Consider the following 19,422-nt stretch of genomic DNA (forward strand, 5'->3'; position numbering starts at 1 on the left):
CAAGTTCAATTTGTGATCGATGGCTTCACTGGACGCATCATGAGGCGTTTAGGCTCAAAGACATACAATCATACAATCGCCTTACCTTATAGAGTTTAACGCTACAACGGGGCAGCAGGAGGAGCGCCATGATGAATGTCTTTTAGGTCTAGATTTTTAGTTTCTTCCAAAATAGACCTTTCTAAATAAGAATAGGCTAAATGTCTAAGATGGCTTTCATCTTCGGATAAATGATTTCTGACTCCATGCACAATTTTGGATCTTATCTGATATATTCTTTTAAAAGTTTCCTTTATATGTTTTCTATCTTGAATTTTATTCCCTATTAGATAAGCGCATCTATCGGAGAGAATTGTTGTTAGACCACCCTCAGAATCATCATCACCAAAAATTGATTCAAGCCCCATACAAATTTGAATGAAAGCCATAGTTTCATCATCAGTGATTTCAGATTGCACCAACCAATCAATAGCAGCCCTAATGCGCAGTGCTTCTTTTGAGTCGTCCTTTATTAGTGCATTTAACAAGAGAAGTGAGTGATTTATTTTTTCTACAATATAGCCGTTTTCAAATTCAGAATTAAAGATAAAGTTGTGCAAAAACTTCCCCACTGACTCCGATATGTAAACCCTACTGTTCATCCAAGGATACTTAACATTGACACAATCAATCTCAATTGTATCAGCAGTACCAGACAATGATTGTAATAATGTGGATGTCAGATTAGTTTTTCCTGACTTAATCAGCTTGATGGTTTTAATTAAAAAAATGAAGACTTTCAAATCTTGCAAGATCGACTTTATAAATGAACCAGGATAACTTCCTGAGAGATATCCATTCTTTTTTATGCTCGCAATCACATACTTTTCTTTTTCAGGGAACAAACCGAAGGCGATACTCTCACCCGTCCTAATTGATACAAACTCATAATCAATCGGCTCTATATCGATTTTAAGATTTCTAAAGTGAAAATCAATGGAGTAATCCATCGGTGTTTCACAGTAAACATTGCATAAAGCATCCACAAAATCATCTATCGCTTGCGCATCCGTTGTCGATCTGTCTTTGAAATGGTGTTTTTTCATTCCATCAAAAATAATCCAACATGATAATGCATCAATTTTAAACTTAATCTTTCTTTTATTAAGCTCATTTGCCAGTGCTTCATAAAGAGAAAAGTCATAATGACCAGCCCGACCAGTAAAGACTATTTCTGGCTTGAAAAATATCTCTCTGATTGTATCTTTAATTTTCGTTTTCGCTTTCTCGTGCATTTTAACTTTCTTTTTAAGAAATCAGTTTTGTAAGTTTAAGGTGATTTTTTAGAAAATGAAAGAGTCGAAATGTGTCAAACTTCAAATGATTAGGTTCGCTACGCTCACGCCCCTACGGGGCTGGTGGGTGAAGAAAAGGAAGTTTTGAAACCACATTCTTTCCACCCACCAGCGCGGAGCGCAGCAAGGCGAAGCCGCAGCTAAAATCAAAATTAGATACCCGTCAAAATTCGTATTTGTTAACTAGTACAGAAATGCAATTAATAACCATCACACGCGCGCGCGCAACATGCCCCACTATGCGATGTGTTAGCAAAAACAAAAATGCGCCCCTTAAATTAGAGACGCATTGATTTATCTAAACAGGTTTTCGAATCACACGATTTTTTGGAGAGCCATCTTTTTCAAAATACCTAGAAGGCCAAATTTCTTGAGGTGACACGCCAATTGCATTAGCAATAATTAATTCGCCTCTAGGCCATTCTCTACTAAGTGCATTTAGCAACGTGCTACTTGATAAACCATGCTCACGGGATAACCCCGCCATACTGATTTTCTTTTTCTTTAAAGCGGCAAGAATATCCGCTTTGTGCCAGTCTGTTTCCTGCATACATGCATCCCCGTGGTGACGATCACGACGAGGTTTGCAGTACCAGCAAACAAACAAAACTGGCGAGCCTTTCGACTCCCTCGCCGTGACCGCCATAACTGACGTGCGCACGCGCATCGGCAATTCCTTGCCAATGGTTTTGTTTGTTTGGGGCTGCAAATCCCCACCAGCGCCTTTTTCACGCTGGTAGAAGGAATTTACCACAAATCGACAACACCCCCAACCCCTAGGGGTGTACCCAACTCACAGTTCATTCACTTGAACGACCTTCATTCATCAACCTCTATAAAAAGCATTCCAATGCTTATTTATAGAGTGGCGAATGAGTGAATATGAAGGTGAATTTTTGGTTGAATAATTCAGGTGAATATTCAGGTGAATGAATCGGCCTGTAAGCCCCGCCGCGCCTGGGTTTCGTGGTGAATGAAGGGCTGAATGATTCAGGTGAATCATTCGGTGAATATTCAGGTGAATTTAATTCGGTCAAATATTCACCACCCATTCGAATAGGTTGAATGAATTGGTTGAATTATCACCAGCGAGCAATGCACATAAAATGAACGATTTCGTCCAACTAAAAATCACTAAATCCATTTTATTGATTCTTTTTATTATCAGATTCAATTTAAATTGATCACAATTAGTTAAGCCAGAATGATTTTTAATTTTTAAAATTGAATTTACATACAGTGGTTTTAGCCTCAATCTGTTGACAGTTAGTTAGACTTTAGCTGGTAGTGCTTACTATATCCGGTAATGCTTGCCGCTATTCCTCCCCTCGCCTACCATGACCGCACTCAGAATACATCTAAGAGATACCCTACATGAGCGATTTAATTACACCTCGTGAAGCACAACTTTTGGCTAAAATTGGATCAACCGCTTTTTATATGGCTAAACGTTTTAACCCTAAAGAATTTCCAAAAGAGCATGTAGTTACTTGCGATAAAAACAAAAAAACAAAGCATCTATATAAAAAAGAAGAAGTAATTGAATTTTTCTTAATTAAATATCCAAATTACGGTGAATGATATGCGCACAGGAATGTTTATTGATTGGTCTGCTATTCCTGATTATTATTACACTCTCGCGATTGATTATTACGCACCCGCCAACTACGGTGAGTGGTCTGAATATGATGGTATAAATGATGAATTGTGTGCAATTGAATTAGCTGAAATTCAATTGCAATCAGAAAAGCGGTTACGCCCTGTAATTGAAAATCTATTTAACCGAAAACAGGTCGGCTTCCTTTATGGTGAATCCAACACAGGCAAATCATTTGCGGCATTATCTCTTTTAAACAGAGTTGCACAGGGTAAACCGTGGGCTGGTTTGCGAGTTGCTAAAGAATGCCATGCTTTTTATTTTGATGGTGAAACAGGCGTTGAAATCAAAGATCGAAATACAGCGTGGTCTAATAAGTTTAATAGTGGCGTTAAAAATGACAGAATGCACATCTTGTCACCACAAATAAACTTATTTGATAAAGAAATACAGAATCGAATAATAAATGATGTAAATAAAATTACCAATAACAAAGGCGGCATCATTTGTTTTGATACGCTTTCTTCATTTTTGGCATACTACACAAAAAAAAGCATTGATGGAAAAACCATTTTGGATATGGAAAATCCTGATGAAAATGATGCTATTGCAATGCGTAAGCTGATTTCGATTTTGAAAAGAATTGCAGTAGAAACAAATTCTTTTGTCTTGATGGTTCACCACGGCGGCAAAGATGCGGCTAAAGGTATGAAAGGAGCCATTACCCTTAAAAATGACTCTGATACAGTCATTAAACTAGAGCAAATGCAGGGTAATGATTTTGGGTTATCCGTATCACTCACTATCGAAAAAAACCGTAGCGCTGCAAAATTACCAGTGATGCAATTTGATTTATGCACAGCGGATAACGGAATTACCGTCTGTGAATTACATGATATTAATAATGAATTATGCGATTATCCTGAAGAAAATGAAAAAGGTTATCAGGTAAACGCCAATACTAAGACGTTGGTATTTATTGATAGGCCAACTCCAGTAATTGCAGCAGGAAAAATAGAACGCAAACAAGCTAATGATGAACCATTTATCATGCAGCAATCACCGAAAAATGATTATGCGCAAATGCACACGCAACAGCGGCAACCACTAACAACGCAACAGCATAATAAGCAATTAATGCAAAACGCTGTAAATGCAGAATCATATGAAGCAGGAGTTAATTTTACTCAAAATGCTGCGCGTAATAACACTCTCGCTTACGAGTCATATATGAGCGAGTTAAAAAAGAAAAATGCACCAGCACAAGAGCGAGTTTTAGAAAGGATAATACAGTTAATGGAATTTAGTGCTGATGGCTGTGTACATGAATCCGATTTAACGAAGGCATTAAAAATTGAGTATAAAATGCAGCCAAATAATATAAAGCGAGCAATTACAGGGCTTGAACGATGTAGATTCATTATGAATAATCGAGGGAAAATTCATATCATTACCCCACCAGCACAGATAATGACTTAATATATAGGATACTAAAATGACCGATATAAATTACATGCGCGAAAAAATGCGTAAGCTACAGATTGAAAAATACGTTAATGAGAATAAAAGGCTAATCGCGGCACAGATAAAAGAACAATCCCAGAAAGTACAACTTACAGGGCTGGTGTGTGGTGATGATGCTGTAGCTTTGTCTGGTGTGAGCAAGCCAATGTTTTATGCAGCTAAACGATTTAACCCGAAAGAATTTCCTCAGGCGATTTATCAAGAACATGAGGGCTACATCTGGTATCGAAAACAAGATATTGTCGATTTCTTTACAAAGTACCCAGCTCGCCGATATGGTGGTAAATATAATGGCTAATTTCTTTACTGATTTAAATAACTTCATCAAGCAAAAACCACTTGATTACATGCGCGAATTTGGAATTGAAATCGAACCAAATATGCAAATCCCCTGCCCTATATGTGGGGGTGAAAATCGTTTTAATTGGAGAAGTACAGGCAAGCATGCAAATACGGGTTATTGCAGGTCAGGCGACAGTCACGGCGGTAATGTATTGCAACCACTAACAATCATACAAGCGATAACTAAATTTTCTCTTTCTGATATTGGTGCGCATTTAGGTTTTAATAAAACCAAGAAATGGCACAACCCCAATCATCTTATAATGAGGAATGCGCCAAAACAAAAATCCTATGTGCAGTCACTTGAACCTTTAAGTGAAGTTCAGTTAAATGAATTTAATAAAATCGCCAGCCAGTATTTTAAAAATGCCACATATAAAGAAAGCCCTTATCTATTATCAAAGGGCATTTCTAAAATGATGTGGGTAACAGGCCATGATAAAACCCTCTTGCCATACAGCCGTAATGGAAAAATATCAGCATTACAGGCCTTAAGCAAAGATGGGAAAGATAAAAACCTTATTAAATACAGTCAAGGAAGCGGCGCATACTATGCCGAATGGATGCCAAATGTGGAGATTAGAACAATATTCATTGGTGAAGGTCTCGCAACCGTCTGCGCTATTCAAGAGACATTATCCCATTTTTATCATGGTTCATTATTTGTGACATCACGAAGCGCTAACAATCTATATTATGTAGCAAGTGAATTACGTTGTTTATTCCCTACCGTACCAATATGTGTACTTACTGACAACGATGAAAGTAATGCAGGTTTAAAAGCAACAAAAAAGACTATTGAGAACATTAATAACTGCTGGTGGGCAATGCCCGTTAACGTTGGTGAGGATTGGTGTGATGTTTTTCAGCGCGGAAAATCTTTCTTGCATGATGAATTTCGAGGGGTTCTTACAAACAGCATCCCAACGCTATCATTATAAATACTCTTACTCTGATTACATTGATTTATTTTCAAGAACCACCATCACCTGCCCTTTACATGGTCAATTTGAACGTATCGGCATTTATCACATTTACGGCGATGAATGCCCCACATGCCAACACAGTAAGCAGCGAATTTATTATAACTATGTAATGCAATCGGAGAACATTATCAAAATTGGCAGGTCAGCTAACGTCTTTGCGCGAATGAGTAAATTATCATTTGATTTAGGTCGACCGTGTTTATTGCATAATGTATGCTCTTACAACTCAAGACGTGAAGCATGGGATTCAGAACGGTTCGCCCATTCCATGTTCAAACAATTCAATATATCGCCGTTTGATTTAAAATTCGCTGGTTCGTCTGAATTTTTCAAAATAGTGCCATCAATGGCATGTAATTCCTTAATTATTTCAGGGGGTAAATTAGTTTATGAGCATCATTAAATGTTAGCCCCTTTCGGGGCTTAACATCTACTTGTCATTTTTCGAGTTGTCAGTATAACTTACGATTTTACACTCTGTGTTTTTCTCATTGATAATATTATACTGCCTATTTATGCCATCACCTGTATAGATGATTGAAAATTCATCCCAAGCGCTAACAGGCATATCAGGGCTTTTGCCACCTTTAAATTTCTTAGGGTCTATTGCATGAGCATATACAGATACATTTATTCCATTTTGCATTTGCACACCACCAACCATGTGATAAAGTCCAGTACCATGTTCAGCTAGTAATTCTTTATCTCCTTTTCCAACCATAGCAATATTGATTACATCACTATCCAGAATATCCACATGCGGATATTCTGCACCACAATTTAACTTGTAATTGTAACTATATTCAGCATGACAAAAAGCAGACGTAAAACCAGTTGCAATTATTGCACTTAATAGAATTTTTTTCATTTATTGGAACCATCAATTTCATACTGGTACTTAAAATACCACACAATTAAAATGGTTTTTGTAATAAAGGATTTCAATCTGTTTAATTACTTATGTTCGCTACGCTCACGCCCCTACGGGGCTGGTGGGTGAAGAAAAGGAAGTTTTGAAACCACATTCTTTCCACCCACCAGCGCGGAGCGCGTGAACGAAGTGAACTTAATTAATTAGCATCATTCAGCGCCTTTAACATTTTCTGTAATGGTAAGCGCGTTATATAAACTCTATCAGTAATTCCATGCGCTGCATGACCTAAAATAAAGGTTCGTGTACTATCATCAGCATCAGTATCACGTAATCTGTTAGACATACTATGGCGGTAGCAATGGCTTGTTCGTTTTAAACCAATAGTTTTATACGCCTTGCTGATTTTATCCATAATGCTGTTTAATCCATTCTTCATTACGGGCTTTTCTTCCCATACGTTAAGCGCTAAAAGTGCATCGCAAATTGGTATGTTTCGTTTACTTGATTCTGTTTTAGTGGTTTTCCCTTCTTCATGAGTATTAATGCTAATGCATTTAATCCCTTCTATTTCGATGTAATCATCCTTTGTGATTTGCCGTAACTCGCTAACCCGCATCCCTGTATAATACATAAGTACATTAGCCCAATAATTTTGAACGTCTTTAGTTACTGCTGGTTGCTCAATCATTTTTTGAATTGAGTTGGGGTAACTTCCTCTTTAGGTTTCTCAACACTGACCTTTTTATAATTCATCCCCCTGAATGGATTTTTATCAATCCATTCTTTAACATTCAACACAAACGCAAACATACTACCCAATGCGGTAATAATTTTCTGTTTAGTCATGGAGGCTAATTTTTCTTCATCCATGCAAGATTTAAATGAAATAACATGCTCTTTCGTTATTTCTTCCACAGTCTCAATATTTTTCGATGTACACCAAACAATAAATCTATCTATGCAACCCGAATATGCCTTAATAGTTTTCTCTTTCCATTCAGTGTTAGCGTCAAAGTACGCTTTTTTGGCTACCGCTAAGGAATGCCCCTGTGCGACCTTCTGAGGCCGTTTAGTGCTTAAGGCAAGGGATTGCATTGGCGAAGCGGTAGTAACAGCGTGTGGCGCTTCCTGCGAAGCCGTCGCAAGATTCCTCAATCGTTCAATCTCGTCCGAGGCAACGAGGCCATCACGAAACTTTTTCAGCATTTCCCGCATTGAGGAAAATGGTGCTTCAAGGGATTTTAGCTCCATATACCGGATTGTTATAGATGCCGTTCTTTTTATGGCAATTGATTTATCGCGGGTGCGCAGGATGATTTCAATCGTGCGTTTTTCATAACGCTTGCGCCATACATACCCCTTTTTATTTGTGTGCGATATGTGTGCAATTTGTGTGTCCATTTTCAAGCCTTGCTTAATTTTGGTTATGCCGAAAAACCGCATACCCTCAAATCAATCAATGACTTAAATCCCCTGAGTGAAACAACGAATTGCTGTGTGTAGTCTTTGCCCATCTCCCACGATGGGCTTTTTTTTATCCTGATTACGCGCGCTTCACCTCACAGGCACTGAGCATCCGCCACTCCGCAGGCAGCACCCGCGTTTCCCCCGTCACATTGACCGTCACCGCCTGGCGGATATCCGCCGACGATGCGCCAACCTGCAGTTCAAACTCACCCGGCTCAACGATGCGTTTCCCGTCGCGACGGGTAAAGTTGAACATCTCAACCGGCAGCGTAAAGGCGAGCGTGGCGGTTTCGCCCGGCGAGAGCGTGACGCGCTGGAAGGCCTTCAGCTCCTGAAGCGGCCGCACCTGCGTGGCGACCTTATCTCTGACATAAACCTGCACCACCTCGCTGCCGCTGCGCTCTCCGGTATTGGTGATATCCACACTCAGCGTCACCTCGCCGTCGATCGGCACGCTGGATGCCGCCACTTTTGCCGCTCCCCAGCTAAACTGCGTCCAGCCGAGGCCGAAGCCAAACGGGTAACGCGAACCGAAATGGAACGCAAACGGCGTGCCGCCGCTTTTGAGCTTGTGATTGTAGTAATAAGGCATTGCCCCGGCGCTTTTCGGCACGCTCACCACCAGACGCCCCTGCGGCTCGGCACGCCCCGTCAGCACGTCCGCAATCGCCCAGCCCCCTTCCTGCCCCGGCGCCCACGCCATTATCAGCGCCGCCACCTTGTCCTCCAGCCCCTGAAGGTTGTACGGACGCCCGCCGGTCATCACGACAATCACTGGCTTGCCCGTCGCCACCAGCGCCTCCAGCAACTGTTGCTGGACGCCCGGCAGGTTCAGGGAATCGGTATCGGAACCTTCCCCCACGGTACCGCTCTGGAACAGCCCGGCGAGATCGCCCACGCAGGCCACCACCACGTCACTCTCCTGCGCGGCGTTTACCGCCTCGGGGATCAGGGCGGTGCTTAGTGAAACCGGCGACTGCTGCATCGGTTTGCCGCCGCTGTCACCCGGGAAGACCGGCGCGCCCGCCATCCGTTTTTCGATGATGTGGCACCCTTTGGCATAGCGGACGTTCGATGCACCGAGATACTGCTCCAGCGCCGCGCGCGGGGTCGTGACCTGCGAGGTCTCTTCCACCATATCGCTGATGATCAAATGCACCGGGAAGCTGTAGCCGCTCAGTAACGCCAGCGGATCGTCTGCCGTCGGCCCCACTACCGCCACGCGGGGTTTGCCGCCGAGCGGTAAAATGCCGTTGTTTTCCAGCAGCGTGACCGATTTTGTCGCCACCTCCCGCGCGGCCTGGCGGGTCATATCGTTTTGCAGATCGATACCGTTTTCATCCGCGTACGGCTTTTCAAACAGCCCCAGACGGAATTTTTCGGTCAGCACGCGCGCCACAATCTCATCCACTTTCGCCATAGAGATCAGCCCGCGCTCTACCGCTTCCGCCAGATGCCGCGCGCAGTCATCTTTCGGCAGCTCAACGTCCAGCCCGGCGTTGAACGCCAGCGCAGCAGATTCGGCCGCGTCGTGGGAAATGCCGTGGTGCTGGTGCAGCAGGCTGACGCCGCCGTAATCCGCCACAATAATCCCGTCGAATCCCCACTGTTCGCGCAGGACGGTGGTCAGCAGGAAGCTGTCGCTGTGCCCCGGCTGGTTATCGATATCGTGGTACGCGGGCATCACCGAACCGGCGTTTGCCAGCTTGACCGCCATTTCAAACGGCAGCAGGAAGGTGTCGTTCAGCTCGCTGAACCCCAGGTGCACCGGCGCATGGTTTCGCGCGCCCTCGCTGAACGAGTGCCCCACGTAATGTTTCAGGGTCGCCAGCAGGTCGCGTTTATCGCCCTGTAATCCTTTGACGTAGGCGGTCGCCATCACGCCCACCAGCCAGGGATCTTCCCCGAAGGTCTCTTCGGTACGCCCCCAGCGCACGTCTCGGGATACGTCCAGCACCGGCGCAAGCCCCTGCTGGCAGCCGACGGAGCGCGCCTCTTTGCCAATCTGCTCTGCCGCCCGCTGCACAAGCTCCGGATCCCAGGTCGAACCGTAGTTCAATGACGACGGGAACAGGGTGGCGTCTTTGCAGAGCAGCCCTACCAGACACTCTTCATGGAACAGCGCCGGAATGCCAAGACGCGTCTCTTCAATCATCATCCGCTGCAGGCGATTCGCTGCGCGCACGCCGGTTTTCGCATCAACGATGTGGGTGCCCAGCGGACGCGTGATCTGCCCGACGCCCAGCTTTAGCCGTTCGCTAAGCGACGCCTGCTCGCTCACGCCGGCGAATTCATCACTGAGGTCGCTGCGCTCGCGGTGGTTACCGTTTTCATCGAGGATCAGCCAGTACGCGTGCATCTGGGCGAACTTCTCTTCTGGGGTCATACGCGCCAGTAAATCGGCGACGCGCTCGTGCACGGGACGTCCCGCGTCCTTATAGATAGCAGTCATGTTTTACTCCTGTAGTGCGGAAGGGGTTGCCGGGCTGAGCTGCCCCGCGTCGGGTCTGACTTCACGCTTGCTGGCCAGCTCTTGGGCGATGGAGTCCACCAGCCGGCTGTTGAGCTTGTAGATGGCAAGCAGCGCGACCATGCAGAGGAACAGCGCGCAAGGGATAAGGGTGAACAGCGCGTTGATGGTCGAGAGAACGCCTGGCGCCTGGGTTGCCTGTCCCGGGGCGTAATCCACCATGCCAAGCACCCAGCCGACGACCGCCCCGCCCAGCGCCAGGCCAAACTTGATGGCAAACAGCGCGGTGGAGAAGACCAGCCCGTCCAGACGACGGCCGCTGCGGTGCTCTTCGTAGTCGACCACATCGGAGAACATGGTCCACTGCAGCGGCGTGGTGAGGTTTTGCACAAAGCTAAAGACGATGTTGAGGCCAAAAATCAGCCACACTTGCGAAGGCGGCAGGAAGAAAATCAGCGCGCCGAAAATGACGAAGGAAATAATGGTCCACTGGTAGGCGCGTACGCGATCAAATTTCCCCAGCAGCCGTTCAGATAATAATGCGCCGCTTAAGGAGGCCACCATGCCGGAAACAATAAAGGCAAAAACCAGATCCGGGCGCAACAGCACATAGTTCACGTAATACATGGTGGCGGAACCGCGCGTCACCACCGCCGTTAACAGCAAAATATTAAACAGGAACACAATACGCCACTGGCTGTTCCCGGCCAGCAGTTTTAAATCGGTGAGCATGGAGCCGGAAGTATCATTGCGCGGAGAATAACGCTCGCGGGTCATCAGAAAACAGCAGAAGAACAGCACAATTCCCAGCAGCCCCATCAGGCTCATGGCATAGAAATAGCCTTTCTGCACGTTGCCCTGGCCTAACAATGAGACCAGCGGCAGGGCAATAACCGTCACAACCAACCCGCCGATAAACGACAGGCCAAAGCGCCACGACTGCAGAGAGTGACGCTCGCGCGGGTCCAGCGTCAGCGCGCCGGGCATGGCGCAGTAAGGGACGTTAATCGCCGAATAGATAAGGCTAAGAATGGCGTAGGTCACGCAGGCATAGACGATTTTCCCGGACGGCCCGACGTCCGGCACGTAGAAGGTGATCAGACAGCTCACGCCAAACGGGATGGCGAACCACAGCAGCCAGGGACGGAAACGTCCGTGACGCGTCCGGGTGCGATCGACGAGTGCGCCAATGCACGGGTCGACAAACGCATCGACCACGCGCACCACTAAAAACATGGTGCCCATAATCGCGGCGGGCAGCCCAAACACGTCTGTATAAAAATAAGCGAGAAATAACGTTGCCGTTTGCCAGACCAGCGCGCTGGCCATATCGCCTAAGCCATAGCCTATTTTATCTTTGGTACGCAATACAGAGGAGAGTGTCATTGTTATTTGCCTTTTTATCAGGTTAAAACGTATTTCAACCAGTTGCGCATCATCTGAAGGGAAATGCGCAGTAAGGCTCAAGTATTAGCAACGGTTTGCGCGCTAACAATTGTCTAAATTGACAGACAAATTATGATATTTGGTTTTTTGTTTTATTTGTGATGGGGAGCATATTCGGACGGAAATAAAAAAGGCGAGGAGATATCTCCTCGCCTTTATCCGTTTTTAAGCGGTTACTTATTCAGTTCCGCCAGGCTCAGCCAGGTTTGCACCACGGTATCCGGGTTCAGGGACAGGCTATCAATCCCCTCTTCCATCAGCCATGCGGCAAAGTCTTCATGGTCGGATGGACCCTGACCACAAATCCCGACGTATTTACCCTGCTTCTTCGCCGCGCGGATGGACATGGAGAGCAGCGCTTTCACCGCCTCGTTGCGCTCGTCGAACAGTTCGGAAACCACGCCGGAGTCGCGGTCCAGACCCAGCGTCAGCTGCGTCATGTCGTTCGAGCCGATTGAGAAGCCGTCGAAGTGCTCGAGGAACTGCTCGGCCAGCAGGGCGTTGGACGGAATTTCACACATCATGATGATCTTCAGCCCGTTCTCGCCGCGCTTCAGACCCTGACGCGCAAGCTCGTCCACCACGGCTTTCGCCTGATCCACGGTACGTACGAACGGGATCATGATTTCAACGTTGGTCAGCCCCATCTCGTTGCGCACGCGTTTCACCGCCTCACACTCCAGCGCGAAGCAGTCGCGGAAGCTGTCGGACACGTAGCGTCCGGCCCCGCGGAAGCCCAGCATCGGGTTCTCTTCTTCCGGCTCGTAGCGCTCGCCGCCGACCAGGTTGGCGTATTCGTTAGACTTAAAGTCAGACAGACGCACGATCACGCGTTTCGGATAGAAGGCGGCGCCCAGCGTCGCGATCCCTTCGGTCAGACGGCCGACGTAGAACTCTTTCGGTGAGTCGTAGCCTTTCATCATCTCGCGGATTTCGTTCTGCAGCTTCGGATCCTGATCGTCAAACTCCAGCAGCGCACGCGGGTGAACGCCGATCATACGGTTGATGATAAATTCCAGACGCGCCAGGCCAACGCCTTCGTTCGGCAGGCAGGCGAAGTCAAACGCGCGGTCCGGGTTGCCGACGTTCATCATGATCTTCAGCGGCAGGTCCGGCATGGTATCTACGCTGGAGCTCTTCACGCTGAAGTCGAGGATTTCAGCGTAGACGTAGCCGGTATCACCTTCGGCACAGGAGACGGTCACGTTCTGCCCGTCCTTCATGCGCTCGGTGGCGTCACCGCAGCCGACAACCGCAGGAATACCCAGCTCGCGGGCAATGATCGCCGCGTGACAGGTTCGACCGCCGCGGTTGGTGACGATAGCCGCCGCTTTCTTCATGATCGGTTCCCAGTCCGGGTCGGTCATGTCGGTCACCAGCACGTCGCCTGGCTCAATGCGGTTCATCTCGCTAATGTCGTGGATCACTTTGACCGGACCGGCACCGATACGGTGACCGATGGCACGGCCTTCCGCCACGATTTTGCCCTGCGCGTGCAGCGTATAACGCTCCATCACCTGACCGCGAGAGCGGACGGTTTCCGGACGCGCCTGCACGATAAACAGCTTGCCGGTGTTACCGTCTTTCGCCCATTCGATGTCCATCGGACGGCCGTAGTGTTTTTCAATCTGCACCGCCTGCTTCGCCAGTTCCTGCACTTCGGCGTCGGTCAGGGAGAAGCGGTCGCGCTGCTCCTGCGGTACATCTTCAATTTTAACCTGCTTGCCATGCTCCTGGGTTGGGGCATAGATCATGCGGATTTTTTTCGAGCCCATGGTGCGGCGCACCACCGACGGACGGCCAGCGGCCAGCGTAGGCTTGTGGACGTAGAATTCGTCAGGGTTTACCGCGCCCTGCACCACCATCTCACCCAGACCCCACGCGGAGGTGATAAACACCACCTGGTCAAAGCCGGATTCGGTATCAATGGAGAACATCACGCCGGATGAGCCTACGTCCGAGCGCACCATGCGCTGCACGCCAGCGGAGAGCGCGACGCCGCGATGGTCGTAACCCTGGTGTACGCGATAGGAGATGGCGCGATCGTTGAACAGGGAAGCAAACACGTGCTTCACCGCCACCAGCACCGCATCGTAACCCTGGACGTTGAGGAAGGTTTCCTGCTGCCCGGCAAACGAGGCGTCCGGCATATCTTCTGCGGTTGCAGAGGAACGCACGGCAAAGGAGGCCTGCGCATCGTCAGCAGAGAGCTGGTTGTACGCGTCGTGAATGGCTTTTTCCAGTTCCTGCTGGAAAGGTGTGTCGATGATCCACTGGCGGATCTGCGCCCCGGCTTTGGCAAGCTCGGTAACGTCATCAATATCCGTTTTATCCAGCAGGTCGTAAATGCGCTGGTTAACACCGCTCTGGTCTAAAAACAGGTTAAAGGCATCGGCGGTGGTGGCAAACCCGTTCGGTACGGAAACACCCATACCCGACAGATTTGTAATCATTTCACCCAGGGAGGCATTTTTGCCCCCAACTCTGTCTACATCATTCATGCCGAGTTGGTTATACCAAAGCACCAGCGGTGACGAGCCATTGTTGGACATCGAAACAATCCTTTTGTGATATTTGATCGGAGTAAGTAACACCTGACTACGTATTTATACTGGCATATTTATTTCCGCTAAAAAAACGGTGAATCGTGTAAGCAATTTAAATTTTCAACTTTTCGGATACTTTCCCATCAACGATTAACCCGATGATTCCTCTATATTCAGCCAGAAACCCCAAAAATAAAGTCGCTATTTGAAAAATGAAATCCGCTTTTCAGGAAAATCAAAAACACCGTTTCATTTATAATTAAGACAAGTTCTTTGCTGTCTAATTTACTTTTTTAATTTATGCTTTCAGACAATTAGGTCTGATATTCAGGGTGAGTAAAATGGATAGTGCTGTCGATCGCCACGTTTTTTATATTTCTGATGGTACGGCGATCACCGCCGAGGTGCTGGGCCACGCGGTGATGTCGCAGTTTCCCGTTTCGATTAACAGCATCACGCTGCCGTTTGTCGAAAACGAAAGCCGCGCCAAAGCGGTGAAGGACCAGATTGACGCCATCTACCAGCAGACCGGCGTCCGCCCGCTGGTGTTCTACTCTATCGTTATCCCCGAGATTCGCGCCATCATTCTGCAAAGTGAAGGCTTCTGCCAGGATATCGTGCAGGCGCTGGTGGCTCCGCTCCAGAGCGAGTTGAAGCTCGACCCGACCCCTATCGCCCACCGTACCCACGGGCTTAATCCCGGTAACCTGATTAAGTACGACGCGCGTATCGCCGCCATTGACTACACCCTTGCCCACGACGACGGTATCTCCCTGCGTAATCTCGACCAGGCGCAGGTGATCCTGCTTGGCGTGTCGCGCTGCGGAAAAACGCCCACCAGTCTCTATCTGGCAATGCAGTTTGGCATTCGCGCCGCAAACTACCCGTTTATCGCTGATGACATGGATAACCTGGTCCTGCCCGCCGCCCTTAAGCCGCTGCAGCACAAGCTGTTCGGCCTGACGATCAACCCGGAACGCCTCGCAGCCATCCGCGAAGAGCGACGCGAGAACAGCCGCTACGCCTCCATGCGCCAGTGCCGAATGGAGGTTTCCGAAGTGGAAGCGCTGTACCGCAAAAACCAGATCCCGTGGCTGAACAGCACCAACTATTCGGTCGAAGAAATTGCCACCAAAATTCTCGACATCATGGGACTTAACCGCCGCATGTACTAATATGCTAGTACATTAACTCAGATTCAGGTATCATCATCTGCAACCACGGGGCGGTGTCGCCCCGAACTTGAAATCAGCAGGGATTGGTTTAAGGTGATGCCCATCACTTCCCGGTAGTCTGCCGATGAAGCAAAAATTTTCTGAGACATTCCATGAATAAAACCGATGAACTCCGCACTGCGCGCATTGACAGCCTGGTGACGCCGGCTGAACTGGCACAGCGGCACCCTGTTTCCGCCGCCGTCGCGGAACACGTGACGGCTTCCCGCCGCCGCATTGAAAAAATCCTGAATGGTGAAGACAAACGTCTTCTGGTGGTGATTGGGCCTTGCTCCATCCACGATCTGGATGCCGCGATGGATTATGCAAAACGGCTTCAGGGACTGCGGGATAAGTACCAGCATCGCCTTGAGATCGTGATGCGTACCTACTTTGAAAAACCGCGGACCGTGGTGGGCTGGAAGGGACTGATTTCCGACCCTGACCTCAACGGCAGCTATCGTGTGAACCACGGTATCGAGCTGGCGCGGAAGCTGCTTTTACAGGTCAACGAGCTGGGCGTGCCGACGGCGACCGAGTTTCTCGATATGGTGACCGGGCAGTTTATCGCCGACCTGATAAGCTGGGGCGCGATTGGCGCGCGCACTACTGAAAGCCAGATCCACCGTGAGATGGCCTCCGCCCTCTCCTGTCCGGTCGGCTTTAAAAACGGGACCGATGGCAACACCCGTATCGCGGTGGATGCCATCCGCGCTGCCCGTGCCAGCCACATGTTCCTGTCGCCGGACAAGAGCGGTCACATGACCATCTACCAGACCAGCGGTAACCCTTACGGCCATATCATTATGCGCGGCGGGAAGAAACCCAATTACCATGCAGAAGATATTGCAGCGGCCTGTGAAACGCTGGCCGAGTTCGACCTGCCGGAACATCTGGTGGTGGACTTCAGCCACGGCAACTGCCAGAAGCAGCATCGCCGCCAGCTGGACGTCTGCGATGAGATCTGCCAGCAGATCCGCAGCGGTTCCACCGCCGTGGCAGGGATTATGGCCGAGAGCTTCATCAAGGAAGGCACGCAGAAAATCGTTGCCGGACAGCAGATGGTTTACGGCCAGTCGATCACCGACCCGTGCCTGAGCTGGGAAGACAGCGAACTGCTGCTGGAGAAGCTGGCTTCAGCCGTGGACACGCGCTTTTAAAATCCTGCCGGGTGGCGCTGCGCTTACCCGGCCTACGGTACGTGCCCTTCTCCCTCTCCCTGTGGGAGAGGGCATCAGACCGCACTTCACCCCCAAATTTGATCCCCTCACCCTTTTTTCACAAAAACGCTTGCCGTGAATTTGCAGTTTATTGATAATGATTATCATTGTTACATTGATTGCTATTTATAAACATTATGTCACGTACGGATAACAGTGCGGCAACGCCAGCAAAAAAACACACAGCGCCAGCCCCCGCCGAGCGTCGGATTGACAGCAAAACCCTCCTCGGCGATGAGGGACGGGTCATTATCGAGCATGACGGCCAGCGCTATCTTCTGCGCCAGACCCATGCCGGAAAACTGATCCTCACAAAATAAACAACACCTAAAAATACGCCAGCCACCCAGGTGATACCCAGGCAGCCAGCGCTTTTCACTTCTTATGGAGAGTTGCTATGCCACACCTGCCTTCCGCATCTTTACGTCCGTCACTTCTGGCGCTGGCGATTGCCAGTACACTGCCGGGCGTCGCGTTCGCCGCCACAGACGACATTACCGTCACCGCCACGGGCAACGCCCGCAGCGCCTTTGAAGCGCCCATGATGGTAAGCGTGATTGACGCCAGCGCGCCGGAGAAACAGACCGCCAGCTCGGCGGCCGACCTGCTGCGTAACGTCCCCGGTCTGATGCTGGACGGCACCGGGCGCACCAACGGGCAGGACGTAAACCTGCGCGGCTATGACCGTCGCGGCGTGCTGGTGCTGGTTGACGGCGTGCGCCAGGGAACCGATACCGGCCATCTGAACAGCACCTTCCTCGACCCTGCGCTAATCAAACGTATCGAAGTGGTCCGCGGCCCGTCGGCCCTGCTGTACGGAAGCGGCGCACTGGGCGGCGTGATCTCCTATGACACCGCCGATGCCAACGATCTGCTCGAACCGGGTAAAAACAGCGGCTACCGCGTGTTTGGAACGGGCGCGACGGGCGATCATAGCCTCGGGATGGGGGCCAGCGCCTACGGCCGCACCGATACGCTGGACGGTCTGGTCTCATGGTCCAGCCGGGATCGCGGTGATATCCGCCAGAGCGACGGTGCAACCGCGCCTAACGACGAATCCATCAACAACATGCTGGCGAAAGGCAGCTGGAAACTCGACCCGGCCCAGACCCTGAGCGGCTCCCTGCGCTACTACAACAACGCCGCTCAGGAGCCGAAAAACCCGCAAACCACCGGGGCGGACAGCAGTAACCCGATGACCGACCGCTCCACCATCCAGCGCGATGCGCAGGTTGGCTACCGCATTGCACCGGAAGGATACGACTGGCTGGACGCCGACGCGAAGATCTACTGGTCCGAAGCGCGCATTAATGCCCAGAACGTCGACGGTAGCGGTGAGTTTCGCAAGCAGACCACCAAAGGCGGCAAGGTGGAAAACCGCACCCGCCTGTTCAGCGACACCTTTGCAGCACACCTTCTGACCTACGGCGGGGAGTACTATCGTCAGGAGCAGCATCCGGGCGGGACAACCACCGGCTTCCCGGACGCGAAAATCGACTTCAGCTCCGGCTGGCTGCAGGATGAGATTACCCTGCGCGATCTGCCTGTTACCCTGCTGGGCGGCACGCGCTATGACAACTACCGCGGCAGCAGCGACGGCTACAACGATGTGGATGCCGACAAGTGGTCATCCCGCGCCGGGTTAACCGTCAGTCCAACCGACTGGCTGATGCTGTTTGGCTCTTACGCGCAGGCCTTCCGCGCGCCGACCATGGGCGAAATGTATAACGACGCCAAACACTTCTCCATTGGCCGCTTTTATACCAACTACTGGGTGCCAAACCCGAACCTGCGCCCGGAAACCAACGAAACGCAGGAGTTTGGTTTTGGCCTGCGCTTTGACGATCTGATGCTTGCCAACGATGCGCTGGAGTTTAAAGCCAGCTATTTCGATACCAAAGCCAAAGACTATATCTCCACCACCGTCGATTTTGCCGCCGCGACCACCATGTCGTACAACGTCCCGAACGCCAAAATCTGGGGTTGGGACATGATGGCAAAATACTCGGCCGACCTCTTCAGCCTCGACCTGGCCTATAACCGCACGCGCGGGAAAGACACCGATACGGGCGAGTATATCTCCAGCATTAACCCGGATACCGTCACCAGCAAGCTGGATCTCCCGGTGGCGCAAAGCGGGTTCTCCGTCGGCTGGATCGGTACTTTTGTCGATCGCTCAACGCATATCAGCAGCAGCTACAGCAAGCAGCCGGGCTATGCGGTCAACGATTTCTACGTGAGCTACAAAGGCCAGGAACGGCTCAAAGGCGTGACCACCACGCTGGTGCTGGGCAACGCCTTTGACAAAGCCTACTGGTCACCTCAGGGCATTCCGCAGGACGGTCGTAACGGCAAGATTTTCGTAAGCTATCAGTGGTAATTCCCTTCGGGGCAACTATTCA

General features: G+C 49.5%; 17 protein-coding genes and 1 other RNA gene. 10 read left to right on the forward strand and 8 right to left on the reverse strand.

The window, feature by feature from the left end; genetic code table 11:
* Positions 1-101: 101 nt before the first annotated feature.
* Positions 102-1,274, reverse strand: a complete 1,173-nt coding sequence (locus tag NQ230_RS13895; RefSeq protein WP_257258022.1) for a HEPN domain-containing protein — start codon at positions 1,272-1,274, stop codon at positions 102-104.
* A 358-nt stretch (positions 1,275-1,632) separates the two neighbouring features.
* The gene (locus NQ230_RS13900) at positions 1,633-1,884 is read right to left on the reverse strand and encodes a helix-turn-helix domain-containing protein (RefSeq protein WP_238461106.1); all 252 of its coding nucleotides are present in this window, start codon (positions 1,882-1,884) and stop codon (positions 1,633-1,635) included.
* Between the two features lie 824 nt (positions 1,885-2,708).
* On the opposite strand from NQ230_RS13900, the gene NQ230_RS13905 reads away from it, so the two are divergent.
* Genes NQ230_RS13905 through NQ230_RS23080 form a run of 5 tightly spaced genes read left to right on the forward strand, consistent with a single transcriptional unit; the run spans position 2,709 to position 6,186 of the window.
* The gene (locus NQ230_RS13905; protein WP_213782060.1) at positions 2,709-2,915 is read left to right on the forward strand and encodes a hypothetical protein; all 207 of its coding nucleotides are present in this window, start codon (positions 2,709-2,711) and stop codon (positions 2,913-2,915) included.
* Between the two features lies 1 nt (position 2,916).
* Entirely contained in the window at positions 2,917-4,410 is a 1,494-nt protein-coding gene (locus NQ230_RS13910; RefSeq protein ID WP_257258023.1) for an AAA family ATPase, read from the forward strand.
* 16 nt (positions 4,411-4,426) lie between these two features.
* Positions 4,427-4,753: a hypothetical protein gene (locus NQ230_RS13915; protein ID WP_213782010.1), complete on the forward strand. Its 327-nt coding sequence runs from the start codon at positions 4,427-4,429 to the stop codon at positions 4,751-4,753.
* Complete coding sequence (locus NQ230_RS13920) at positions 4,746-5,738, forward strand: primase/helicase family protein (protein WP_257258024.1); 993 nt, start codon at positions 4,746-4,748, stop codon at positions 5,736-5,738. The genes NQ230_RS13915 and NQ230_RS13920 overlap by 8 nt, the downstream gene beginning before the upstream one ends.
* Positions 5,689-6,186 (forward strand): GIY-YIG nuclease family protein, encoded by a 498-nt coding sequence (locus tag NQ230_RS23080; RefSeq protein WP_503467211.1) that lies wholly within the window; start codon positions 5,689-5,691, stop codon positions 6,184-6,186. The genes NQ230_RS13920 and NQ230_RS23080 overlap by 50 nt, the downstream gene beginning before the upstream one ends.
* A 27-nt stretch (positions 6,187-6,213) precedes the next feature.
* On the opposite strand, the gene NQ230_RS13925 is transcribed toward NQ230_RS23080, so the two are convergent.
* From NQ230_RS13925 to NQ230_RS13935, 3 genes are all read right to left on the reverse strand, one after another.
* Entirely contained in the window at positions 6,214-6,651 is a 438-nt protein-coding gene (locus tag NQ230_RS13925) for a hypothetical protein (RefSeq protein WP_257258025.1), read from the reverse strand.
* 202 nt (positions 6,652-6,853) lie between these two features.
* Positions 6,854-7,345, reverse strand: a complete 492-nt coding sequence (locus tag NQ230_RS13930; protein ID WP_257258026.1) for a tyrosine-type recombinase/integrase — start codon at positions 7,343-7,345, stop codon at positions 6,854-6,856.
* On the reverse strand, positions 7,342-8,058 hold the full coding sequence (locus NQ230_RS13935) for a phage integrase N-terminal SAM-like domain-containing protein (protein WP_257258027.1): 717 nt from the start codon (positions 8,056-8,058) through the stop codon (positions 7,342-7,344). The genes NQ230_RS13930 and NQ230_RS13935 overlap by 4 nt, the downstream gene beginning before the upstream one ends.
* 17 nt (positions 8,059-8,075) lie before the next feature.
* On the opposite strand from NQ230_RS13935, the gene rprA reads away from it, so the two are divergent.
* An RNA gene (rprA, locus tag NQ230_RS13940) (antisense sRNA RprA) lies at positions 8,076-8,195 on the forward strand.
* Positions 8,196-8,200: 5 nt separating this feature from the next.
* Here rprA and NQ230_RS13945 read toward each other — a convergent pair.
* The 3 genes from NQ230_RS13945 to ppsA form a co-directional block, all read right to left on the reverse strand.
* Positions 8,201-10,576 carry a glycoside hydrolase family 3 N-terminal domain-containing protein gene (locus tag NQ230_RS13945; RefSeq protein ID WP_257258028.1) on the reverse strand — a complete coding sequence of 792 codons (2,376 nt, stop codon included), beginning with the start codon at positions 10,574-10,576 and terminating at the stop codon, positions 8,201-8,203.
* Positions 10,577-10,579: 3 nt separating this feature from the next.
* Positions 10,580-11,980 (reverse strand): MFS transporter, encoded by a 1,401-nt coding sequence (locus NQ230_RS13950; protein ID WP_257258029.1) that lies wholly within the window; start codon positions 11,978-11,980, stop codon positions 10,580-10,582.
* A 233-nt stretch (positions 11,981-12,213) separates the two neighbouring features.
* Complete coding sequence (gene ppsA, locus NQ230_RS13955; protein WP_257258030.1) at positions 12,214-14,592, reverse strand: phosphoenolpyruvate synthase; 2,379 nt, start codon at positions 14,590-14,592, stop codon at positions 12,214-12,216.
* Between the two features lie 335 nt (positions 14,593-14,927).
* On the opposite strand from ppsA, the gene ppsR reads away from it, so the two are divergent.
* The 4 genes from ppsR to NQ230_RS13975 all read left to right on the forward strand — a co-directional run bounded on the left by ppsR (position 14,928) and on the right by NQ230_RS13975 (position 19,400).
* Positions 14,928-15,761: a posphoenolpyruvate synthetase regulatory kinase/phosphorylase PpsR gene (gene ppsR, locus NQ230_RS13960; protein ID WP_063142920.1), complete on the forward strand. Its 834-nt coding sequence runs from the start codon at positions 14,928-14,930 to the stop codon at positions 15,759-15,761.
* A gap of 152 nt (positions 15,762-15,913) precedes the next feature.
* The gene (gene aroH, locus NQ230_RS13965; RefSeq protein WP_048991567.1) at positions 15,914-16,960 is read left to right on the forward strand and encodes a 3-deoxy-7-phosphoheptulonate synthase AroH; all 1,047 of its coding nucleotides are present in this window, start codon (positions 15,914-15,916) and stop codon (positions 16,958-16,960) included.
* 197 nt (positions 16,961-17,157) lie between these two features.
* The gene (hemP, locus tag NQ230_RS13970) at positions 17,158-17,340 is read left to right on the forward strand and encodes a hemin uptake protein HemP (protein ID WP_252031239.1); all 183 of its coding nucleotides are present in this window, start codon (positions 17,158-17,160) and stop codon (positions 17,338-17,340) included.
* A gap of 77 nt (positions 17,341-17,417) precedes the next feature.
* Entirely contained in the window at positions 17,418-19,400 is a 1,983-nt protein-coding gene (locus NQ230_RS13975) for a TonB-dependent hemoglobin/transferrin/lactoferrin family receptor (RefSeq protein WP_257258031.1), read from the forward strand.
* The last annotated feature ends 22 nt before the right edge of the window (positions 19,401-19,422 follow it).

The sequence above is a fragment of the Enterobacter asburiae genome, assembly GCF_024599655.1.
GTDB lineage: Bacteria > Pseudomonadota > Gammaproteobacteria > Enterobacterales > Enterobacteriaceae > Enterobacter > Enterobacter asburiae_D.